The following is a 17,053-nucleotide window of genomic DNA, read 5'->3' on the forward strand; positions in this document are numbered from 1 at the left end:
CGCGATCATCAGCATGCGAAACCGGATGATTTCGTCGAGCCCATGGATCACACGCCCAGGCGCACGAGGATCATCGATGCATGCGGCCAAACGACTTGCGATGCCGAGCCGTTGCTCGATGGCGCGTAACCCCAGCAACCCCCCGTCGGAGGAGAGCAGATCGCCGTCGAACCGGGCCTCGATCGACTTGCCGGCGACAGGTGACAGACCAGGGAGAATTGGAGTATTTGCAACCGAGGCGAGCATGGTGTTCCGTCGTGGTGAAGTTTTGTCTCAACAACAAATACTTACAACGAATCAACGGTTTACGCTATGCTCGCCGACCTTCATGCATAATGCGGGCTAGTAGTGATTAAATCATGAGCAACGATGTGGGCATGACGCCGAAACTCAAGCCGATTACGCTGCGGGCGGGGCATGGGCGGCCTGAGCGGGATGTGGTGATCGATGTGCCGGTTATTTTGGCACCGATGTCTGGCGTGAGTGATCTGCCGTTTCGGCGCCTGGTGAAGTCGATGGGTGCGGGGCTGGTGGTTTCGGAGATGATCGCGTCGTGGGCGATGATCCATGAAAATGCGGCGACGTTGCGGATGGCATCGGTCGATGGTGGGACGGGGCCGAATTCGGTGCAGTTGGCGGGGTGTGATCCGGCGGCGATGGCGGAGGCGGCGCGGATTGCGGTGGCGGGGGGTGCCGATATTGTTGATATCAATTTCGGCTGTCCGGTGAAAAAAGTGGCGGTTGGGCAGATGGCCGGGTCGGCGCTGATGCGTGATGAAGCGCGGGCGGCGCGGATTTTGGAGGCGACGGCGCGGGCTGTGGATGTGCCGGTGACGTTGAAGATGCGGATGGGGTGGGATCGGGCGAGTTTGAACGCCCCTGCCCTCGCCCGGATTGCGCAGGATGTCGGGATTGCGCTGGTGAGTGTGCATGGGCGGACGCGCCAGCAGTTTTATGAGGGTGTGGCGGATTGGGATTTCATTGCGTCGGTGAAGGATGCGGTGTCGATTCCGGTGATTGCCAATGGGGATATTACGAGTGTGGCGGCGGCGGATGAGGCGTTGGCGCGGTCGGGTGCGGATGGGGTGATGATCGGGCGCGGGGCTTATGGGCGGCCGTGGTTTTTGGCCCAGGTGTCGGCTTATTTGATGAGCGGGCGGGTGGTGGCTGATCCGGGGTTGGAAGCGCAGCGGGATGTGTTGATTGCGCATTATCGGGCGATGCGGGCGCATTATGGCGAGTTGGCGGGGTTGCGGGCGGCGCGGAAGCATCTCGGGTGGTATTCGCGCGGGTTGTATGGCGCGGCGGAGTTTCGGGCGACGGTGATGCGGCTGGATGAGGCGGCGGCGGTGGAGGATTTGGTGGCACGGTTTTATGAGCGGGCGGTGCAGGGTGAGGCGGCTGGGGATGACTCATTACAGGATGCCGCATGAGTGGATTACGCGGCGCGTTTCGGCGGCGGGCGGCGGCGCTGAAGCGGGCTGAGGCGCCGGTCGAGACGGCGCGGTTGCTGGCGGCGTTGCCGCTGGCGGTGTGCGAGTTGGATGCGGATGATCGGTTTCTGTTCGTGAATTACGCGGCGGAGGAGTTGTTCGGGTCATCCTCGGCGTTTTTGTATGGCAAGCCGCTGCACGATATTCTGCCGGCGGATCATCCGATTTTCATGCTGCTGGATCGGGCGCGGCGGGATGGGGCGCCGATTGCGGAGCATGACCTGGCGATCGAGGGGCCGCGGTTCGCGCGGCGGGGGATTTCGTTGCAGGCGGCGCCGATTGCGGATGCGCCGGGGCATCTGGTGGTGACGTTGCAGGACAGTTCGGCGGCGCGCGCGCTGGATCAGCAATTGTCGGCGCGGAATGCGGCGCGGAGCATTACCGGGATGGCGGCGGTGCTGGCGCATGAGGTGAAAAATCCGCTGTCGGGGATTCGGGGGGCGGCGCAGTTGCTGGAGGCGAACGCTGCGGCGGATGACCGGGAGCTGGCGGTGCTGATCCGGGACGAGGTGGACCGGATCAAGGATCTGGTCGAGCGGATCGAGGTGTTCGGCGACAAGAAGATGGATTTGCAGGCGGTCAATGTGCATCGGGTGCTCGAACATGTGCGGCGGTTGGCGCAGAGCGGGTTCGGGGCGCGGATCCGGTTTGTCGAGGCGTATGATCCGTCGTTGCCGTCGGTGCTGGGGAACCGGGACCAGTTGGTGCAGGTGTTGCTCAATCTGATCAAGAACGCGGCGGAGGCGGTGGCGGAGACCGAGCGGGCGGATGGGGAGATTTATCTGGCGACCGGGTTTCAGCATGGCGTGCGGCTGGCGGCCTCGAGCGGGCGGGGGCAGCCGAATTTGCCGATCTTCATTGCGGTGCGCGACAATGGCGCGGGGATTCCCGAGGATATCAGGCGGCATCTGTTCGAGCCGTTCGTGAGCACCAAGGCGGCGGGGTCCGGGCTGGGGCTGGCGCTGGTGGCGAAAATTGTTGCGGACCATGGAGGGTTGATCAACGTGGAGAGCAGGCCGGGGCGCACGGAATTTCGGATTCATCTGCCGCAGTTCGAGGATCGCGGCGAGGGTGAGCATTGATGACGACTTTGCCGACGATTCTGATTGCCGATGATGATCGTTCGATCCGCACGGTGTTGACCCAGGCGCTCGGGCGTTCGGGGTATCAGGTGCGGACGACATCCTCGGCGGCGACGCTGTGGCGGTGGGTGGAGGATGGCGAGGGTGATCTGGTGATCACCGATGTGCTGATGCCCGATGAGAACGGGCTTGACCTGGTGCCGCGGATCAAGCGGATCCGGCCGGAATTGCCGGTGCTGGTGATGTCGGCGCAATCGACCATTCTGACCGCGGTGCAGTCGACCCAGCGGGGGGCGTTCGAGTATCTGCCTAAGCCGTTTGATTTGGGTGAGTTGCTGAGCATTGTGGATCGGGCGTTGAAGCAGCCGGCGCTGGCTGCGCCGGTGGAGGCTTCGAAGGCGCCGGAGGATAATCTGCCGTTGATCGGGCGTTCGGGCTCGATGCAGGAGATCTATCGGGTGATCGCGCGGCTGACCACCACCGATCTGACCGTGATGATCACTGGGGAATCGGGTTCGGGCAAGGAGTTGGTGGCGCGGGCGCTGCATGATTATGGGCGCCGGCGGCAGGGGCCGTTCGTTGCGATCAACATGGCGGCGATTCCGCGCGAGTTGATCGAGAGCGAGTTGTTCGGCCATGAGCGGGGTGCGTTCACCGGGGCGACCAACCGGCATATCGGGCGGTTCGAGCAGGCGGCGGGCGGGACGCTGTTTCTTGATGAGATCGGCGATATGCCGCCCGAGGCGCAGACGCGGCTGCTGCGGGTGTTGCAGGAGGGCGAGTTCACCACGGTGGGCGGGCGCCAGCCGATCCGGGCGAATGCGCGGATCGTGGCGGCGACGCATCGGGATTTGCGGGTGTTGATCCGCTCGGGGCAATTTCGGGAGGATTTGTTCTATCGGTTGAACGTGGTGCCGATCCGCCTGCCGCCGTTGCGCGAGCGGGCGGGGGATATTGCGTTGCTGGCGCAGCATTTTCTGGGGCGCGCGCAGGCGGAGGGGTTGCCGGCGAAGACGCTGGCGCCCGAGGCGATGCTGCGGCTTGCGGGGTATCGGTGGCCGGGCAATGTGCGCGAGCTGGAAAATCTGATGCGGCGGTTTTCGGCCCTGGTGCCGCAATCGGTGATCACGGAAGAGATCGTCGAGGCGGAGCTGGCCGAGCGGGTCAGCCATGATCAGGCGGCGCCGCACGCCGGCGATGCGACGCCGGATACGCCGCAGGCGGTGGAGCGCGCGATCGAGCGGCATGTGGCGCGGCTGATGGGCGAGGCGCGCGACAAGGGCGAGGATGGGGTGCTGTATGACCGGGTGCTGGCCGCGTTCGAGGAGCCGTTGATCAGGCTGGTGCTGGGTGAGACGCGGGGCAATCAGATCAGGGCGGCCGCGATGCTGGGGTTGAACCGGAACACGCTGCGCAAGAAGATCCGCGAGCACGAGATCGGGGTGACGCGGCGGGTCGGCTGAAAGGGTTTTTGGTTTGGACCAGATGACCAACCGGGCGGAGCCGGCCGATGCGCCGGTGCGGGCGCGGCTGTTGAACGTGCTGCTGGGGCGGGTTTCGACGCTGGTGCTGGCCACGCTGGCGCTGACGCTGGGCATTGGCAGTTTTGCCTATCTGGCGGGCGGCATCAAACTGGAGTTGCATTCGGGGGCGGCGTTCGGGCTCGCGATCGGCGATATTTCGATCCTGCTGCTGTTGATCACCGTGCTGGTGGCGCGGGTGACGCGGGTGGTGATGGAGAGCCGGCGCGGCGCGGCGGGGGCGCGGCTGCATGTGCGGCTGGTGCTGCTGTTCGGCGGCGTGGCGGCGGTGCCGGCGATATTGGTCGCGATTTTTGCGGCCGTGTTCTTCAATCTGGGCATCCAGGCCTGGTTCAATCAGCGGGTGCGCACCGCCCTGGCGGAGAGCCAGCAGGTGGCGGTGGGGTATCTGGATGCGAAGAAGAACAGCATCCGGCTCGATGCGCTGGCGATCGCCAACGATCTCAACCAGAACGGGCCGATTTTCTACGGTGATCCCCAGAACTTTTTCAATCAGGGGTTCCTGAACGTGCTGGTGGCGCAGACCGAGTTGCACGGGCTGACGCAATCGGCGATTTTCGAGCCGTTGACCGACAAGGTGGTGGCCTCCGCCGGGCTGTTTGCCGGCGCGGGGGTGACCTTGCCGCCGGCCGAGGTGGTGGCGGAGGCGGAGAAGCATCAGATCGCGGTGTGGAGCACGCCGGATTCGACGCTGGAAAGTGCCGTGGTCGAGCTCGAGGCGACGCCGACGCTGATGCTGATGGTCGAGCGGCCGCTCGATCCGAGCATTCTGGCGCATGTCGATCGGACGCGGCAGGCACTGGCGGAATACAACCGGCTGGAGCATCACCGGGCACAGTTCGAGTTGTTTTTCGCGCTGATTTTCGCGACCGTGGCGTTGCTGGTGCTGTCCGGCGCGTCGCTGATCGGGCTGGTGTTCGCCAATCAGATCGCGCGGCCGATTTCGTATCTGATCGAGGCGGCGGAGCGGGTGCGGGCGGGTGATTATCTGGTGCGGGTGCCCGAAGGCGATTCGGGCGATGACGTTGCGGGGTTGTCGCGCGCGTTCAACCGGATGACCGGGCAAATCGCCGAGCAGCGCGCCGAGTTGATGAACGCCTATGGCCAGATCGATGAGCGGCGGCGGTTTACCGAGACGGTGCTGGCCGGGGTTTCGGCCGGGGTGATCGGGCTTGATCCGCGCGGGCGGATCGAACTGCCGAATCGGGCGGCTTCGGTGTTGCTCGGCATCGATCTGCTGGCGCATCTGGGTACGCCGCTGGTGGATTTGCTGCCGGATTTCGCGCCATTGCTCGAACAGGCGCGCGCGACGCCGGAAAAGCCCGCGACCGGCGAGATCGACTACGGTGCGGCCAACGCCAAGCAGATGTTTCTGGTGCGGATCGGGGCGGATCTGAAGGGTGAGCGGGCGACCGGCTTTGTTGTCACGTTCGACGACATCACCGAACTGCAGGCGGCCCAGCGCAAGGCGGCCTGGGCGGATGTGGCGCGGCGGATCGCGCATGAAATCAAGAACCCCCTCACCCCGATCCAGCTTTCGGCCGAGCGGCTGAAGCGGCGGTTCACCCGCGAGATCACCTCCGACCCCGAGAGTTTCGCGCAATGCGCGGATACCATCGTGCGGCATGTCGGTGACATCGGGCGGATGGTCGATGAGTTTTCGGCGTTCGCGCGGATGCCGCAGCCGATCATCAAATCCGAGGATCTGGGACGGATTGGGCGCGAGGCGGTGATTTTGCAGCGCAGCGCACATCCCGGCATCGAATGGGTGGTGGAATGCCCCGAGCCGGCGCCACGGGCGCGCTGCGATGCGCGGCTGATCGGCCAGGCGCTGACCAATCTGCTGCAGAACGCCGCCGATGCGATTGCGATGCGCGCCGATAACGTCGAGCGGGGCACCGTACACGGTCATGTGACCTTGCGGATTACGCCCGGTGAAGACGCGCACCAGATCGCCGTGATCGATGATGGCGTAGGCCTGCCCACGCAGGATCGTGCGCGGCTGGTCGAGCCCTATATTACCCACAAGCCGAAGGGCACCGGCCTGGGTCTCGCCATTGTGCGCAAGATCATGGAAGATCACCAGGGTGGTCTGGAACTGTCGGACCGGGACGGATTGCCCGGTTCGGTCGTAACGCTGAGTTTGAAAGCCGATTAGGGGGACAATGTCCGAAATACTCATCATCGACGACGAGCCGGATATCAGGTTGCTGATCGACGCGATTCTGCGCGACGAGGGCTACACCACGCGCAATGCGGGAACGTCGGACGATGCGGTGGCCGCGTTCCGCGACCGGAAACCGTCGATGGTGGTGCTCGATGTCTGGCTGCAGAACTCGCCGCTCGATGGGATCGGGATTCTGCAGATCATGAAGGCCGAGGCGCCCGAAGTGCCGGTGGTGATGATTTCGGGCCACGGCACGATCGAAATGGCGGTGAACGCGATTCAGTTCGGCGCGTATGATTTCATCGAAAAACCGTTCAAATCGGACCGGCTGCTGCTGATCATCCAGCGCGCGCTGGAGGCGGCGAAACTCGCGTCGGAAAATGCCGAGTTGCGGCTGCGGGTGGGGGCGAATTCCGAGCTGACCGGCTCCAGCGCCGCGATTACCGGGCTGCGCCACGCGATCGAGAAAGTGGCACCGACCGGTTCGCGGGTGCTGCTGTCGGGTGCGGCTGGCGCGGGCAAGGAGGTGGTGGCGCGGATGATCCATGCCCAGTCCAAGCGCGCGGATGGGCCGTTCGTGGTGCTGAATTGCGCGATCCTCGCCCCGGAACGCGTCGAGGTGGAATTGTTCGGCACCGAGGCCGGCGCCGATCCGAACGCGCAGCCGCGCCGGGCCGGCGTGCTGGAGCGCGCGCATGGCGGGACGCTGCTGCTCGATGAGATTGCCGATATGCCGCTGGAAACCCAGGGCAAGATCGTGCGGGTGCTGCAGGACCAGAGTTTCGAGCGGATCGGCGGCAGCACGCGGGTGAAGGTGGATTTGCGGATCATTGCGAGTTCGGCGCGGGATTTGCAGGCGGCGATCGCGGCCGGGCGGTTCCGCCAGGATTTGTATTACCGGCTTGCGGTGGTGCCGCTGCGGGTGCCGAGCCTGCGCGAGCGGCGCGAGGATATTCCCGAACTCGCCGCACTGTTTCTCAAACGGGCGGCTGAAACCTCGGGGTTGCCGCCGCGCGTGCTGTCATCCGAGGCGCTGGCGGCGTTGCAGGTGCATGACTGGCCAGGCAATGTGCGCCAGCTGCGAAACGTGATGGACTGGCTGATGATCATGCACCCGGGCGAGGCCGGCGAGGCGTTTCGGGCGGATCATCTGCCGGGGGAAATCGGGGCGCATGCGCCGCGGGCGCTGGCGATCGATCCGCTGGCGGATATCATGGCATTGCCGCTGCGCGAGGCGCGGGATGTGTTCGAGACGCAGTATTTGCAGGCGCAATTGCTGCGGTTTGGCGGGAATATCAGCCGGACCGCGAATTTCGTGGGGATGGAGCGGAGCGCGCTGCATCGGAAATTGAAGCAATTGGGGATCGGGGCGGAGGATCGGGCTGGGAGTGCTTGAGGCGGTCGGAAGGAAGGCTTCTTTTTTGGAAAAAAGAAGCAAAAAACTTTTTGACCCTGGGGCACGGGCGGTTGAAGCGGCACGGGCCCCGTTCATGAAGTTTTTTTGCTTCTTTTTTGTTCACAAAAAAGAAGATTTTCCTGGAATTATTTGTTGGCGCCATGGCCCTCGACCTCACCCCACTAACCAACGCAACCGCGCGACTCCGCGAAGGATTGGCGGGCTATGAGCGCGACACCGCGGACGAGCAGATCCGTGACGGTCTGATCCAGCGATTCGCGTTCACCTATGAGCTTTGCCATCGCACGCTGCGGCGGTTTTTGCGTGAGGCCGCGGCCTCGCCTGATGAGCTGGACCAGATGGGGTTTGCCGATCTGATCCGCGCGGGCGGCGAGGCCGGGTTGTTGCGGGCATTCCGGAATTTCTGAGCGAGGCGCAGCATCTGGTCGATACGCTGAGCCTTCGACTCGGGTGATGGATGTGGGGTCGATCGCGCTGACGCCTGAGCAGTTCGCGATCGTCGCCGCCATTTTGCAAGGCCATCTGCCGGGGGGGGAGCAGCGTTGCTGTGTTCGGATCCCGCGCGACGGGGCGGGCGCGGCGCTTTTCTGATCTCGACCTGATCATCGATGCCGGCCGAGGTTTTAGCCTGGACAGGGCGGCGGCGCTGCGCGCGGCGTTTTCGGACTCCGATCTGCCGTGGCGGGTCGATGTGGTTGATCGGTGGGAGATTGGCGAGGGTTTTTGGGCGATGATCGCGGCGGATGCGGTGCCGCTGCTGGTGGTGCCGGCGCGGTGAGGTCGGCCGGTGGTTATGGCGCGCCTGACATCAGGTTTTTTATGGGGCGCCTGACATCAGGTTTTTTATGGGGCGCCTGACATCAGGCGACGCATGACCTGCTCCTGGTGCGCGCGCTCAATGGCATCGTGACGGCGGCGCTGGACGCAGGCTGCATAGGAGGTCGTGCCCGCTGTGTAGCCGAAGGCGGCGCAGAGGGCGGTGGGGGTGGGCGGCGGATCGGCCGGGGCGCAACCGGCCAGGGTGAGGATCGATGCGATTGCCAGCAGGGCCGGCGGGGGCGGCAGCTTGGGCACGGCTTGTCTCCCTCAGTGGACGCTTATGTGGCGTGGGGCGGAGGTGAATTCAAACCCTGGGGCTGGGGCGCGCGTCCGACCGTGCTGGGCGCACACGAGGGGAGCGCAGACTTGCACCGCGCGGCGGGCGATCCACTTCATCAGACAAGGCGTTGAAGTGAGTTACGTTATGAACATCCTGCGATCATCGGCCCGTTGCGTGGCTTTGGCTGGGTTTCTGGCCTTGGCTGGCTGCGCGTATGTGCCACCCGGCGGTTATTGTCCGCCCGGGCCGCCGCCGCCTGACCCCGGCGCGCCGGCGACCGGGACGCAGGCGGCACCGGCGGGCGGGCAACCGAGCGTCGCGCCGGCCTGCACGCCTGCCCCTGTAGTCGGGTTCGGCGGATCGTATCCGGCGTATCCGTATGATGGCGGGTTCGGCTATTCGGGCTTCGGCTATTCGGGCTTCGGCTATCCCGGTTTCGGTTATCCCGCTTATGGCTACCCCGGTTATGGCGTGCCCTATGGCTACGGGTATGGCGATGGCTACCCCTATGGATTTGGCGGGATCGGCGTGGTGATCGGTGGTGGGGGCTGGCGCGGGGGCGGATGGGACCACGACCGGGACCATGGGCACTTTGGCCGGCCGGACGGTGACTTTCATGGCGGCGGGGGCGGTTTTCATGGTCCGCCGGGCGACCATGACGGCGGGCCCGGCGGGTTTCATGGCGCGTTTCATGGTGGACCGCCGGGGGGACGGCCGGGCGGTGCGCCGCCTGGCGGCGGCTCTCATGGCGGCGGGCATGCCGGTGGGCACGGTGGATTTCACTGAGGCTGGGCTGTGATGCTGCGCGCAATTCAGCACCACAGCGCCGATGTTATGTGAGATTCATCGTGATTTTGGTGCCGTCGGTCAGGGTCAGGTGATCCACGGTTTTGCCGAACGTGGATGACTGGACGCTGACGCCGGCATATTTGAAATTGTCCCTCGTCGCATTGAAACCATTGATGACGACGCTGCCGCCGCCCGAAACGCTGGAGAAGTTGAAGTAATCGAAGCCTGATCCGGCGTTGACCGTGATATTGCCGGCACCGGGGATAATCTGCGCGCTGCCGGAGACCTGATCGATGATCGCGTTGCCCGACCCGGCCACGAAGGTGAGGGTGCCGGTGCTGCCGGTCAGTGTCATGTTGCCCGCACCGGCCGAGACGACATCCGCACCGCGGCCTTCGCTGAGGGTTGTGGGTCCGGCCCCGCCGATCAGGTCGATCCCGCCGGCATGGCTCGATGCGGTGAGCGCGCCGGCCCCGCCGAAGACGGTGCTCGCCTGGGTGCCGCCGACGAAGCTCAACTGGCTGCCACTGGCGGTGACCACCCCGCCGCCGGCCATTGTGATCATGTCGTTGCCGGTGCTCATGACGGTATCGCTGCCGGCGAGGTTGAGCCGGTCGGTTGCGTTCGCTGCGGTTGTGATGCGGTCGTGCCCGGCCGAATCGGTGAGGGAGAGGCCGCCGGTGCCGCCGGTGATGGTGCTGTTGCCGCCCTGATCCGACAGGATGACGGGCGCTGCGCCGCCGGTGAAGGTTTGGTCGGCCTGGTTCAAGGTGACGATCTGGGGTTGGGACGTGCCGGACCCGCTGGAGACCATGGAGGCGCTCGCCACCGTATCGGCGTAGTTCAGCTGGATGGTCTGGCCATCGACCAGGGTGAGCACGCCGCCGGATGCGTTGAACGAAGCGGAGCGCAGATACTCGTTGTTAGCGAAACCGGTGTAATTGATCGGGTTTCGGGCGAAGGAATAGCCGTTGATGACGAGGGTGGTTGCGCTGTTGGAATTGGTGACATCGATGTAATTGTAACCGGTGCCGGTATTGATCGTGGCGTTGCCGGTGCCGGTGATGATTTCGGCATTGCCGGTGGTGTTGCGCTGATCGATCACGGTGGCACCGCTGCCGGCTTGGAAAAACATCTCCGCACTGCCGCCGGTGAGGGCGATGGAGCCGGCGCCGCCGATGATGGAGTCGAGCCCGACGGTGCCGACCTGGATGGTCGAGGCGCCGGCGCCGCCGATGATTGTGGTCTGCTGGCTGGCAGCGGTGATCGAGGCGTCACCGGAGATCGAGGCGCCGCCGACGACGCTGGTGACGACCGGTGCGGGCGGCGGCGGCGGTGGGGGTGCGGGTGGTGGCGTGGGGACGACGCCGCCGCTGGTCGAGCCGCTGCCGCTGGTGGTGGTGGAGCCGCCAGTGGCACCCGCGACGGTGGTGACCGTTTGTTCGTTGAACCAGGCGCTGGTGATGCTGGGGGTGCCGATGGTTTCGATGGTGAGGGTTTCGGTGGACGAGATGTGCAGGACGACGCCGCCGCTGATGGTTGTGGCGCTGGTTATGATGTTGGCGATGCTGACGGGGGCGCCGGCGGCATCGACCAGATCGAGATGGTCGTATTGGGGGTTGAAGCCGGAGATGGTGACGGCGCCGCTGGCCTGTTGGTTGATGACGAACAGATCCTGGCCGGTGCCGGGGGTAAGCAAGGCGGTGGTGCTGGCCTGGATGAAGGTGGCGCCGCCGCCGGCTTCGATGGTTTCGTTGCCGGAGCCGGCGAAAATGTCGTTGCCGTTGGGGCCGCCGATGATGGTGTCGGCGCCGGAGCCGCCGAACAGGAGGTTGATGCCGGTGCCGCCGATCAGTGTATCCGCGCCGGAACCGGCGTAGAGCAGGGCGTTTTTGGTGGGGTCGACCGGGGTGAGCAGGGTGGGCGTGGTGTCGGTGGAGATGGTGACGTTGCCGAAGGAGAGGAGTTGGCCGTTGGCGAGGCGGGGGTCGATGGAGAATTGGGGGGTGGTGGATGCGGTTGAGTTGGGGCTGATGTAGGGTGCGCCGCTGGCGAGGAGCCAGCCGAAGGCTTGCATGGCCTGGTATTGGTATGCGCCCATGGTTGCGGCGTTGGCGACGGAACTGGTGCTGACGGTGATGATGCCGGCGAGGGTTTGGAGGGCGAGGGCACCGTAGTCGCCTCGGGCATGGGCCCATGTGGTCGATTGCAAGGACCCGTTGCCGACGACATTGGACTGACCATAAGCCATGGTTCCCTGCTCGATCTGTGACCAGGTCGTATAATAAGTATTTGAGCTGTAGTGTCCGTTCGGCGAAAATATTTGGACATTGTAGGCGAACGCATCGAGCGGGCTGAAACCCTGGGTCTCGGCGAAGAAGCGGCCGACCAGATAATTCGATTCCCATTTCAGGAATGTCAAAGCACCGGCCATACCGAACTCAGCGCCCTGAATCACGGTGGAGGCGAGATAGTCCTGCTGCCACGGCGCCATTTCGCCGGAATTTCCATAATTTCCTGGCAGGTAGCCGAAAGCCTGTCCCTGCTGCTGCGTCCAGGTCGGGATCATTGCGTTAAGATAGGCGTAATTGTCGTTGGTCGCCTGGGTGAAATATTGGCCATCGGCGGAAGTGGCTGGGTTGGCGTAGGCGGCTTCCTGCAGCGCCCGCAGGCTCCATGCCGCACCGCGGACTTGCTCGCCGTTGACGATGATGTCGGTGTAGGAGGTTCCCTGCGGCGTGGTCACCTGTCGCGTCGGGTTCCATTGATTGACTTCGGCGAACGACGCTTCGGCGTTCAATTGTTCGAGATATTGCACATTACCGGTTTGGACGTATGCATCGTACGACAGGTCTGGCATATGTGCCTGGTCGGTCGACCATCCGGTGTTGTTGCTGACGTTCTGGGTCAGCCCCGGATTGCCGCGCGGATCGGTCCAGATGTTGACTTGCCCGGGCGTTCCCGTCGTCAGGAAGGTGCCGCCGCTGGTCGGGTCGTAGAAATGCCACGGTACCGATCCGGCTTCCTGTGCCTGGCCGAGTGCGTAGGTTGCGGCTGTGGCGTTCTGTGTGATCAGCCAGGTCGCGTTGGCACCGGTGGTCGGCCCGATATCACCCCTGCCCCCAACCCCGGGCATGTACTGGGTAATACCATCCGTCCCCAGCGGCGCGTTCCAGCCCGGTGCCGCAATCTGAGATGCCTCGTTGTCGTTGCCGCCGGCGATGAGGCTACTGGAAACGCCATATTGCGTATCGTAATTCTGAACCGCCCCCGTCGCCTCCAGATACGCGACATCGTGCTGAACATTCAGCGCGCCGGCCGCCGGCGCGGTGCCGACCATGGTGCTCCAATCCTGATATTGGTACTGCGTCAGGCTGGGTTGCGAGGCGATGATTGTACCGTTCTGCGCGATGGTGGTCGAGTAGGTGATGGTGCCGCCATTGGCAGACATCGCAACGTCGTTGTTGAACTGGAGGTTCGCCGAGATGGTGCCGTTCGCGTAGGCGGTGACGTCCGCCTCGATCCGCAGCGAGCCTGAGACCGGAATGCTGACGATCGCTTCCTGCGCCAGGGGGCCGTTCAGCCATTTGGTCGCGGTGCCGGCGTTCAGCGCGTTCAAGACGTCCTGGGCTATGTTGATCGTCTGCGTGCCGGTGGCACCGCCGGCGTTGGCCGCGATAACTAGCTTCGCGGTGAGGGAATAACCCTTCAATGCGCTCGCCAGGTTCGCCGCCGGGGCGGAGAGGCCGGGGTTCGGCGTGCCGCCGATCGAGAGCATGACCCCGGTGGTGGAGTTGGCGGGCAAGGCCGGTGCATCGACCGTCAGCACCGCCATGGCGACCGAGCCATCCGGGTTGAAGGTCTTGGCGTCCATCTGCACGGCGTAGGCCTTGCCGTTGATGGTGGCGGTGAGTTGGTCGGTGCGTTGCACCGCACCGGCTTTGAAGGTTTCGCCGAACGTGGTCGGCTGAGCGGCGAGTGCGGTGATCGAGGTGTTCTGGAGGTTGAGCCCGACGATCTGTCCCGCGCCGTTCGGCTGGGGCACAACAGGGGCGGCCGTAAAACCGGTTGGTGTAAGCGTGGTTGACATGAAAGCTCCCAAGGTTGAAGGGCGCAAAATCAGCTTAACACGAGGAAAGCAACCCCCAGTTGCTTTACGCCGCTGTAGAAATCGTGCGCGGCGTCACTGTACGCGACATTGTCTAAAAAACGCAACCTCTGATACCTGCGATTTTTGAGACAATGTGCGAAAAAGGTACAATCCTCGTTGAAACAAGGAGACCGTTTTTGTCTCTGGAAGGATTATTGCGGAGGGAGTGTTAAAGAATGGTTTCCGGATTTCGGATTTTTTGGCCTCGTTCGTCACGCAAACATCATAAAGTTGTTGCGGCGTTGTCGACCGATGCGGGTGCCCCGCACCAACCTCGATCAGGCTGGACTCAGTGCCTTGCGACGCGGAATCCTCAAAATGGACCGGCTCGACGACCGAAGCGGCGGAGGCAATAGTCGCGAAATCCTTGCCGCATCGCCCTCGCCTGAGGCTGGCTGGACAGAATCCAACGGAGCACCGAGCCGTTCGCCCGTTCATCCGCGCGCCACAGAATCAAACGCAGGGCGGCACGATACGCTCGCCAGCGAGGCCGCGATTTTTCGGCCAATAACAGGCGGTTGCGGGTGATGTAGTAGGTTTTATCCGGCGTATCGCGGCCGCCGAAGCTGCGCGATTCGGCGTGGACGATCCGCACCGATGGCAGGCAGAGCGAGGGGATTCCCGCGCTCCGGGCGCGATCAAAAAAATCGGCCTCCTCCAGTTGCAGGAAAAAGCGTTCATCGAACGTGCCGATCCGGTCAAACACCGCCATCGGGATCAAAAGACACGCGCCGTATGCGTAATCGAGCCTAAACACTTTTGCGTCATCGGGCGGCTGGCAGGGGAATAGCGCGGCGTCGGGCCGGGTCGATGGGTCAAGCTGGACGCCTTCGCTGGGGTCGGCGTAGTCGATTGCCGGGTGCATCAGGCAGGGGCCGCACAGCTTTGCCGCGACGGCGAGGCGATCGAACGCGCCGGGCGGCACAATGGTATCGTTGTTGAGCAGGCAGACGATGCAGGCTTGTTCGCGGCGGGCCCAGGCGATGCCGGCGTTGTTGCCGCCGGCCCATCCGCGGTTTTCCGAAAGGCGCAGCACATCGATTTGGGTGCCGTATTGCGCTTGCAGTGCCGAAAGATCGTCGCCGCTGGCGTTGTCGACCAGCAGGATCGCGAGATCGGCGTGACGCTGCGGCACGACGGATGCCAAGCAGGCCGCAGTGTCCGCAAGCCCGCGATAATGCAGGATGATGACGACCAGACGGTCCTGGCTCATGGACTGGTTGCAGGGCAGAACGCTGGTGTGCGGCTATGCCGCATCGTCTATCCGCGCCTGTTGCGAGGCTGCGATCAGCCGATCGAACCGATCGACCGTGCGCCGATAGGATGTTTCGGCAAGCGCATCGAGATCGGCCTGCGGCAGGACGCGCGCAGCGACGTGACGCCAGAGATGACGGTCGAGCCGGGACCGCTGATCGAGCAGGGAGAGACATTGGTCGGTGAGCTCATCGGCCATCGGCTGCCGGGCACCCGGTTTTGGAGGTGCTGCTTCGTTGCGCGGTGCTGCGCGCCGGGCATAAATCAAGCGCTCGAGGCGGCTCCAAATCGTTTGCCCATAGGTTTGTCGTAAAAACCGGATCAGCCGATCATGCATGGCCGGGTTTTCGAGTACATCGGCGAATGCGAAACGATCGATTGCGGCGCGGGCGGCCGTGATCAGCATGGCGTCGTCCTGTGGCGCGATGAAATCGGCCGGTGGAACGCGATCGTGCGGCCAGAGCAGCATACGCGTCATCAAATTATCGGTATGGCACGCGATGGCCGGCGCGCTGATAAACTCTGGGAGATTGCACCGCGCCAAGGCCATGGTTTGCCCCCAATCGCCGTAGAGTGCGAGAACATCATCGGTGTAGTTTCCGAGATAGAACCAATGGGACAGCAGGCGTGCGCGTGGCTCACGCAAGATCGTGATCAGGTTTGAGCCGGGGAAGCGGGATTCGATCGTCTGGCGCGCGAAATGGCCGGCGATCACATCGGCGTCGGCGGGTATCTCCATCGGATCGACAAAAATACTCCCACGGAACGCCGAGGGCATGGTTGAGAACGCGGTGAACGAGCCTGTCTGGGAACAATCGATCCCACCGGTTACGGCCAAGGGGCGAAGGATTGCCTCGATATCCCTAATCAACCCGGTTCCACCTGCTTTCGGCATGTGCACGAAGCCGAGTTTCGGCGATAGGGACCGGCGTGTTGCGTGGTAGCGAAGATGACGAAAATTCATGTCATTGAACTCGACCGGGGGCCTTCATCTGTCAAGAATATCAGCCGGCATCAAGTGCCGCGGGTCAAGACCGACCATGCCAGGCTACGGATTGGCGCAGGCAGGTTTGATACCAGGGTCTTCACGCGATTCCTTGGGGTGAGCGCCGTCGCCGGCAGGATTTTCAAAATGGCGTGTACGGCGTTGAAATCGCCGCGTGCGAAGGCGGTATCGAATGCCGCCAGACGGCGTTGGACGATGGAGCGCCGAATTTCCGCGGCGGATGAGGCAAGCGACGGGCGCGAGGCCAGAACATAATCGAGCACATCGGCGTCACCGAGGTTCATGCGCTGGACGTCGCCGGAAAAATTGCCGGCGTGTTTGCGGATGCCGACGGTTGGCTGGCGCAGGACGCCGATGGGCGGGTGTTCGGCGATTCGCAATGTGGTTGCGAAATCGCAACCGACCATGCGGCTGACCCCTTCGTCCCACCCGCCGAGGGCCAGGAACCGTTCGCGGTCAACCACCATGCAGGATGGGAAGAAGGGCTGGAATTGCAGGAGATCACTGACGATCGGACGGTCGAACAGGACATGGGTGGAATCGATCGGCGTCATGCCGGCCCAGTATCCGGCCGGGGCGCTGGCGAATTTGGACGTGCCGGACCACTGGCCGTCACGTACCTCCTGAAAATCGGCATAGGCCGCGACCGGCCCCTGCCCGCTTGACCAGAATTGCGCCATCGCCGCGAGATGGTCCGGTTGCCAGAGATCATCGCTGTCGCAGAATGCGACGAGATCGCCGGTCGCCGCGCGCAAACCGGTGTTACGGGCGACCAAGTCGCCCGCGTTCGGAATGCGGATTACCCGGATGCGACCAGCATAGCCTGCGAGGACCGTCTCGGTCGAGTCGGTCGAACCGTCATCCACCACAAAGATTTCAGCCGCGTGTATCGTTTGCGCGAAAATGCGGTCGAGCGTTTCGGGGACCAACTCCACGCGGTTATATGAGGGAATGACGACAGATATCGATACCATCGGTGCATATTGCATTACAGGGCAGACGCAAATATCTCGCACAGGCTCGCCTTGACAAAGACCTCAACAAACCGCTCTGTC

14 protein-coding genes are annotated in these 17,053 nt (G+C 63.8%); 8 read left to right on the forward strand and 6 right to left on the reverse strand.

Translation table 11 applies throughout. From position 1 onward, the window contains the following. Positions 1–246, reverse strand: a 246-nt coding sequence (locus BW994_RS13645; protein ID WP_175612120.1) for a transposase, incomplete at its 3' end; no start/stop codon positions are given. Positions 247–359: 113 nt separating this feature from the next. Between BW994_RS13645 and dusB the strand changes: the two genes are divergently transcribed. From dusB to BW994_RS13680, 7 genes are all read left to right on the forward strand, one after another. Next, positions 360–1,433 carry a tRNA dihydrouridine synthase DusB gene (dusB, locus tag BW994_RS13650; RefSeq protein WP_029313112.1) on the forward strand — a complete coding sequence of 358 codons (1,074 nt, stop codon included), beginning with the start codon at positions 360–362 and terminating at the stop codon, positions 1,431–1,433. After that, positions 1,430–2,575 carry a two-component system sensor histidine kinase NtrB gene (locus tag BW994_RS13655; protein WP_029313111.1) on the forward strand — a complete coding sequence of 382 codons (1,146 nt, stop codon included), beginning with the start codon at positions 1,430–1,432 and terminating at the stop codon, positions 2,573–2,575. The genes dusB and BW994_RS13655 overlap by 4 nt, the downstream gene beginning before the upstream one ends. Next, a complete protein-coding gene (ntrC, locus tag BW994_RS13660) occupies positions 2,575–4,038 on the forward strand; it encodes a nitrogen regulation protein NR(I) (protein ID WP_029313110.1) in 1,464 nt (487 codons plus the stop codon). The genes BW994_RS13655 and ntrC overlap by 1 nt, the downstream gene beginning before the upstream one ends. Positions 4,039–4,060: 22 nt before the next feature. Beyond that, positions 4,061–6,274, forward strand: coding sequence for a sensor histidine kinase NtrY-like (locus tag BW994_RS13665; protein WP_029313109.1), 2,214 nt, complete (start codon positions 4,061–4,063; stop codon positions 6,272–6,274). Positions 6,275–6,281: 7 nt separating this feature from the next. After that, a complete protein-coding gene (ntrX, locus tag BW994_RS13670; RefSeq protein ID WP_029313108.1) occupies positions 6,282–7,679 on the forward strand; it encodes a nitrogen assimilation response regulator NtrX in 1,398 nt (465 codons plus the stop codon). Between the two features lie 161 nt (positions 7,680–7,840). Next, a complete protein-coding gene (locus BW994_RS13675; RefSeq protein ID WP_029313107.1) occupies positions 7,841–8,107 on the forward strand; it encodes a nucleotidyltransferase substrate binding protein in 267 nt (88 codons plus the stop codon). 113 nt (positions 8,108–8,220) lie between these two features. Beyond that, positions 8,221–8,478 carry a nucleotidyltransferase family protein gene (locus BW994_RS13680; RefSeq protein ID WP_408736044.1) on the forward strand — a complete coding sequence of 86 codons (258 nt, stop codon included), beginning with the start codon at positions 8,221–8,223 and terminating at the stop codon, positions 8,476–8,478. A 65-nt stretch (positions 8,479–8,543) separates the two neighbouring features. On the opposite strand, the gene BW994_RS13685 is transcribed toward BW994_RS13680, so the two are convergent. Continuing rightward, entirely contained in the window at positions 8,544–8,774 is a 231-nt protein-coding gene (locus BW994_RS13685; protein WP_029313106.1) for a hypothetical protein, read from the reverse strand. Positions 8,775–8,931: 157 nt separating this feature from the next. Between BW994_RS13685 and BW994_RS18915 the strand changes: the two genes are divergently transcribed. Then, the gene (locus BW994_RS18915) at positions 8,932–9,585 is read left to right on the forward strand and encodes a hypothetical protein (protein ID WP_217696463.1); all 654 of its coding nucleotides are present in this window, start codon (positions 8,932–8,934) and stop codon (positions 9,583–9,585) included. A 46-nt stretch (positions 9,586–9,631) separates the two neighbouring features. Here BW994_RS18915 and BW994_RS20445 read toward each other — a convergent pair whose 3' ends face one another. The 4 genes from BW994_RS20445 to BW994_RS13710 all read right to left on the reverse strand — a co-directional run bounded on the left by BW994_RS20445 (position 9,632) and on the right by BW994_RS13710 (position 16,972). Further along, positions 9,632–13,678, reverse strand: coding sequence for a beta strand repeat-containing protein (locus BW994_RS20445; protein WP_076454641.1), 4,047 nt, complete (start codon positions 13,676–13,678; stop codon positions 9,632–9,634). A 373-nt stretch (positions 13,679–14,051) separates the two neighbouring features. Continuing rightward, on the reverse strand, positions 14,052–14,951 hold the full coding sequence (locus tag BW994_RS13700; RefSeq protein ID WP_029313103.1) for a glycosyltransferase family 2 protein: 900 nt from the start codon (positions 14,949–14,951) through the stop codon (positions 14,052–14,054). A 33-nt stretch (positions 14,952–14,984) separates the two neighbouring features. Then, on the reverse strand, positions 14,985–15,731 hold the full coding sequence (locus BW994_RS13705; RefSeq protein ID WP_217696464.1) for a hypothetical protein: 747 nt from the start codon (positions 15,729–15,731) through the stop codon (positions 14,985–14,987). A gap of 275 nt (positions 15,732–16,006) precedes the next feature. After that, entirely contained in the window at positions 16,007–16,972 is a 966-nt protein-coding gene (locus BW994_RS13710) for a glycosyltransferase family 2 protein (protein ID WP_162176817.1), read from the reverse strand. Positions 16,973–17,053: the final 81 nt, after the last annotated feature.

Origin of the sequence: Acidiphilium rubrum, from assembly GCF_900156265.1 — a bacterium.
Lineage (GTDB): Bacteria > Pseudomonadota > Alphaproteobacteria > Acetobacterales > Acetobacteraceae > Acidiphilium > Acidiphilium rubrum.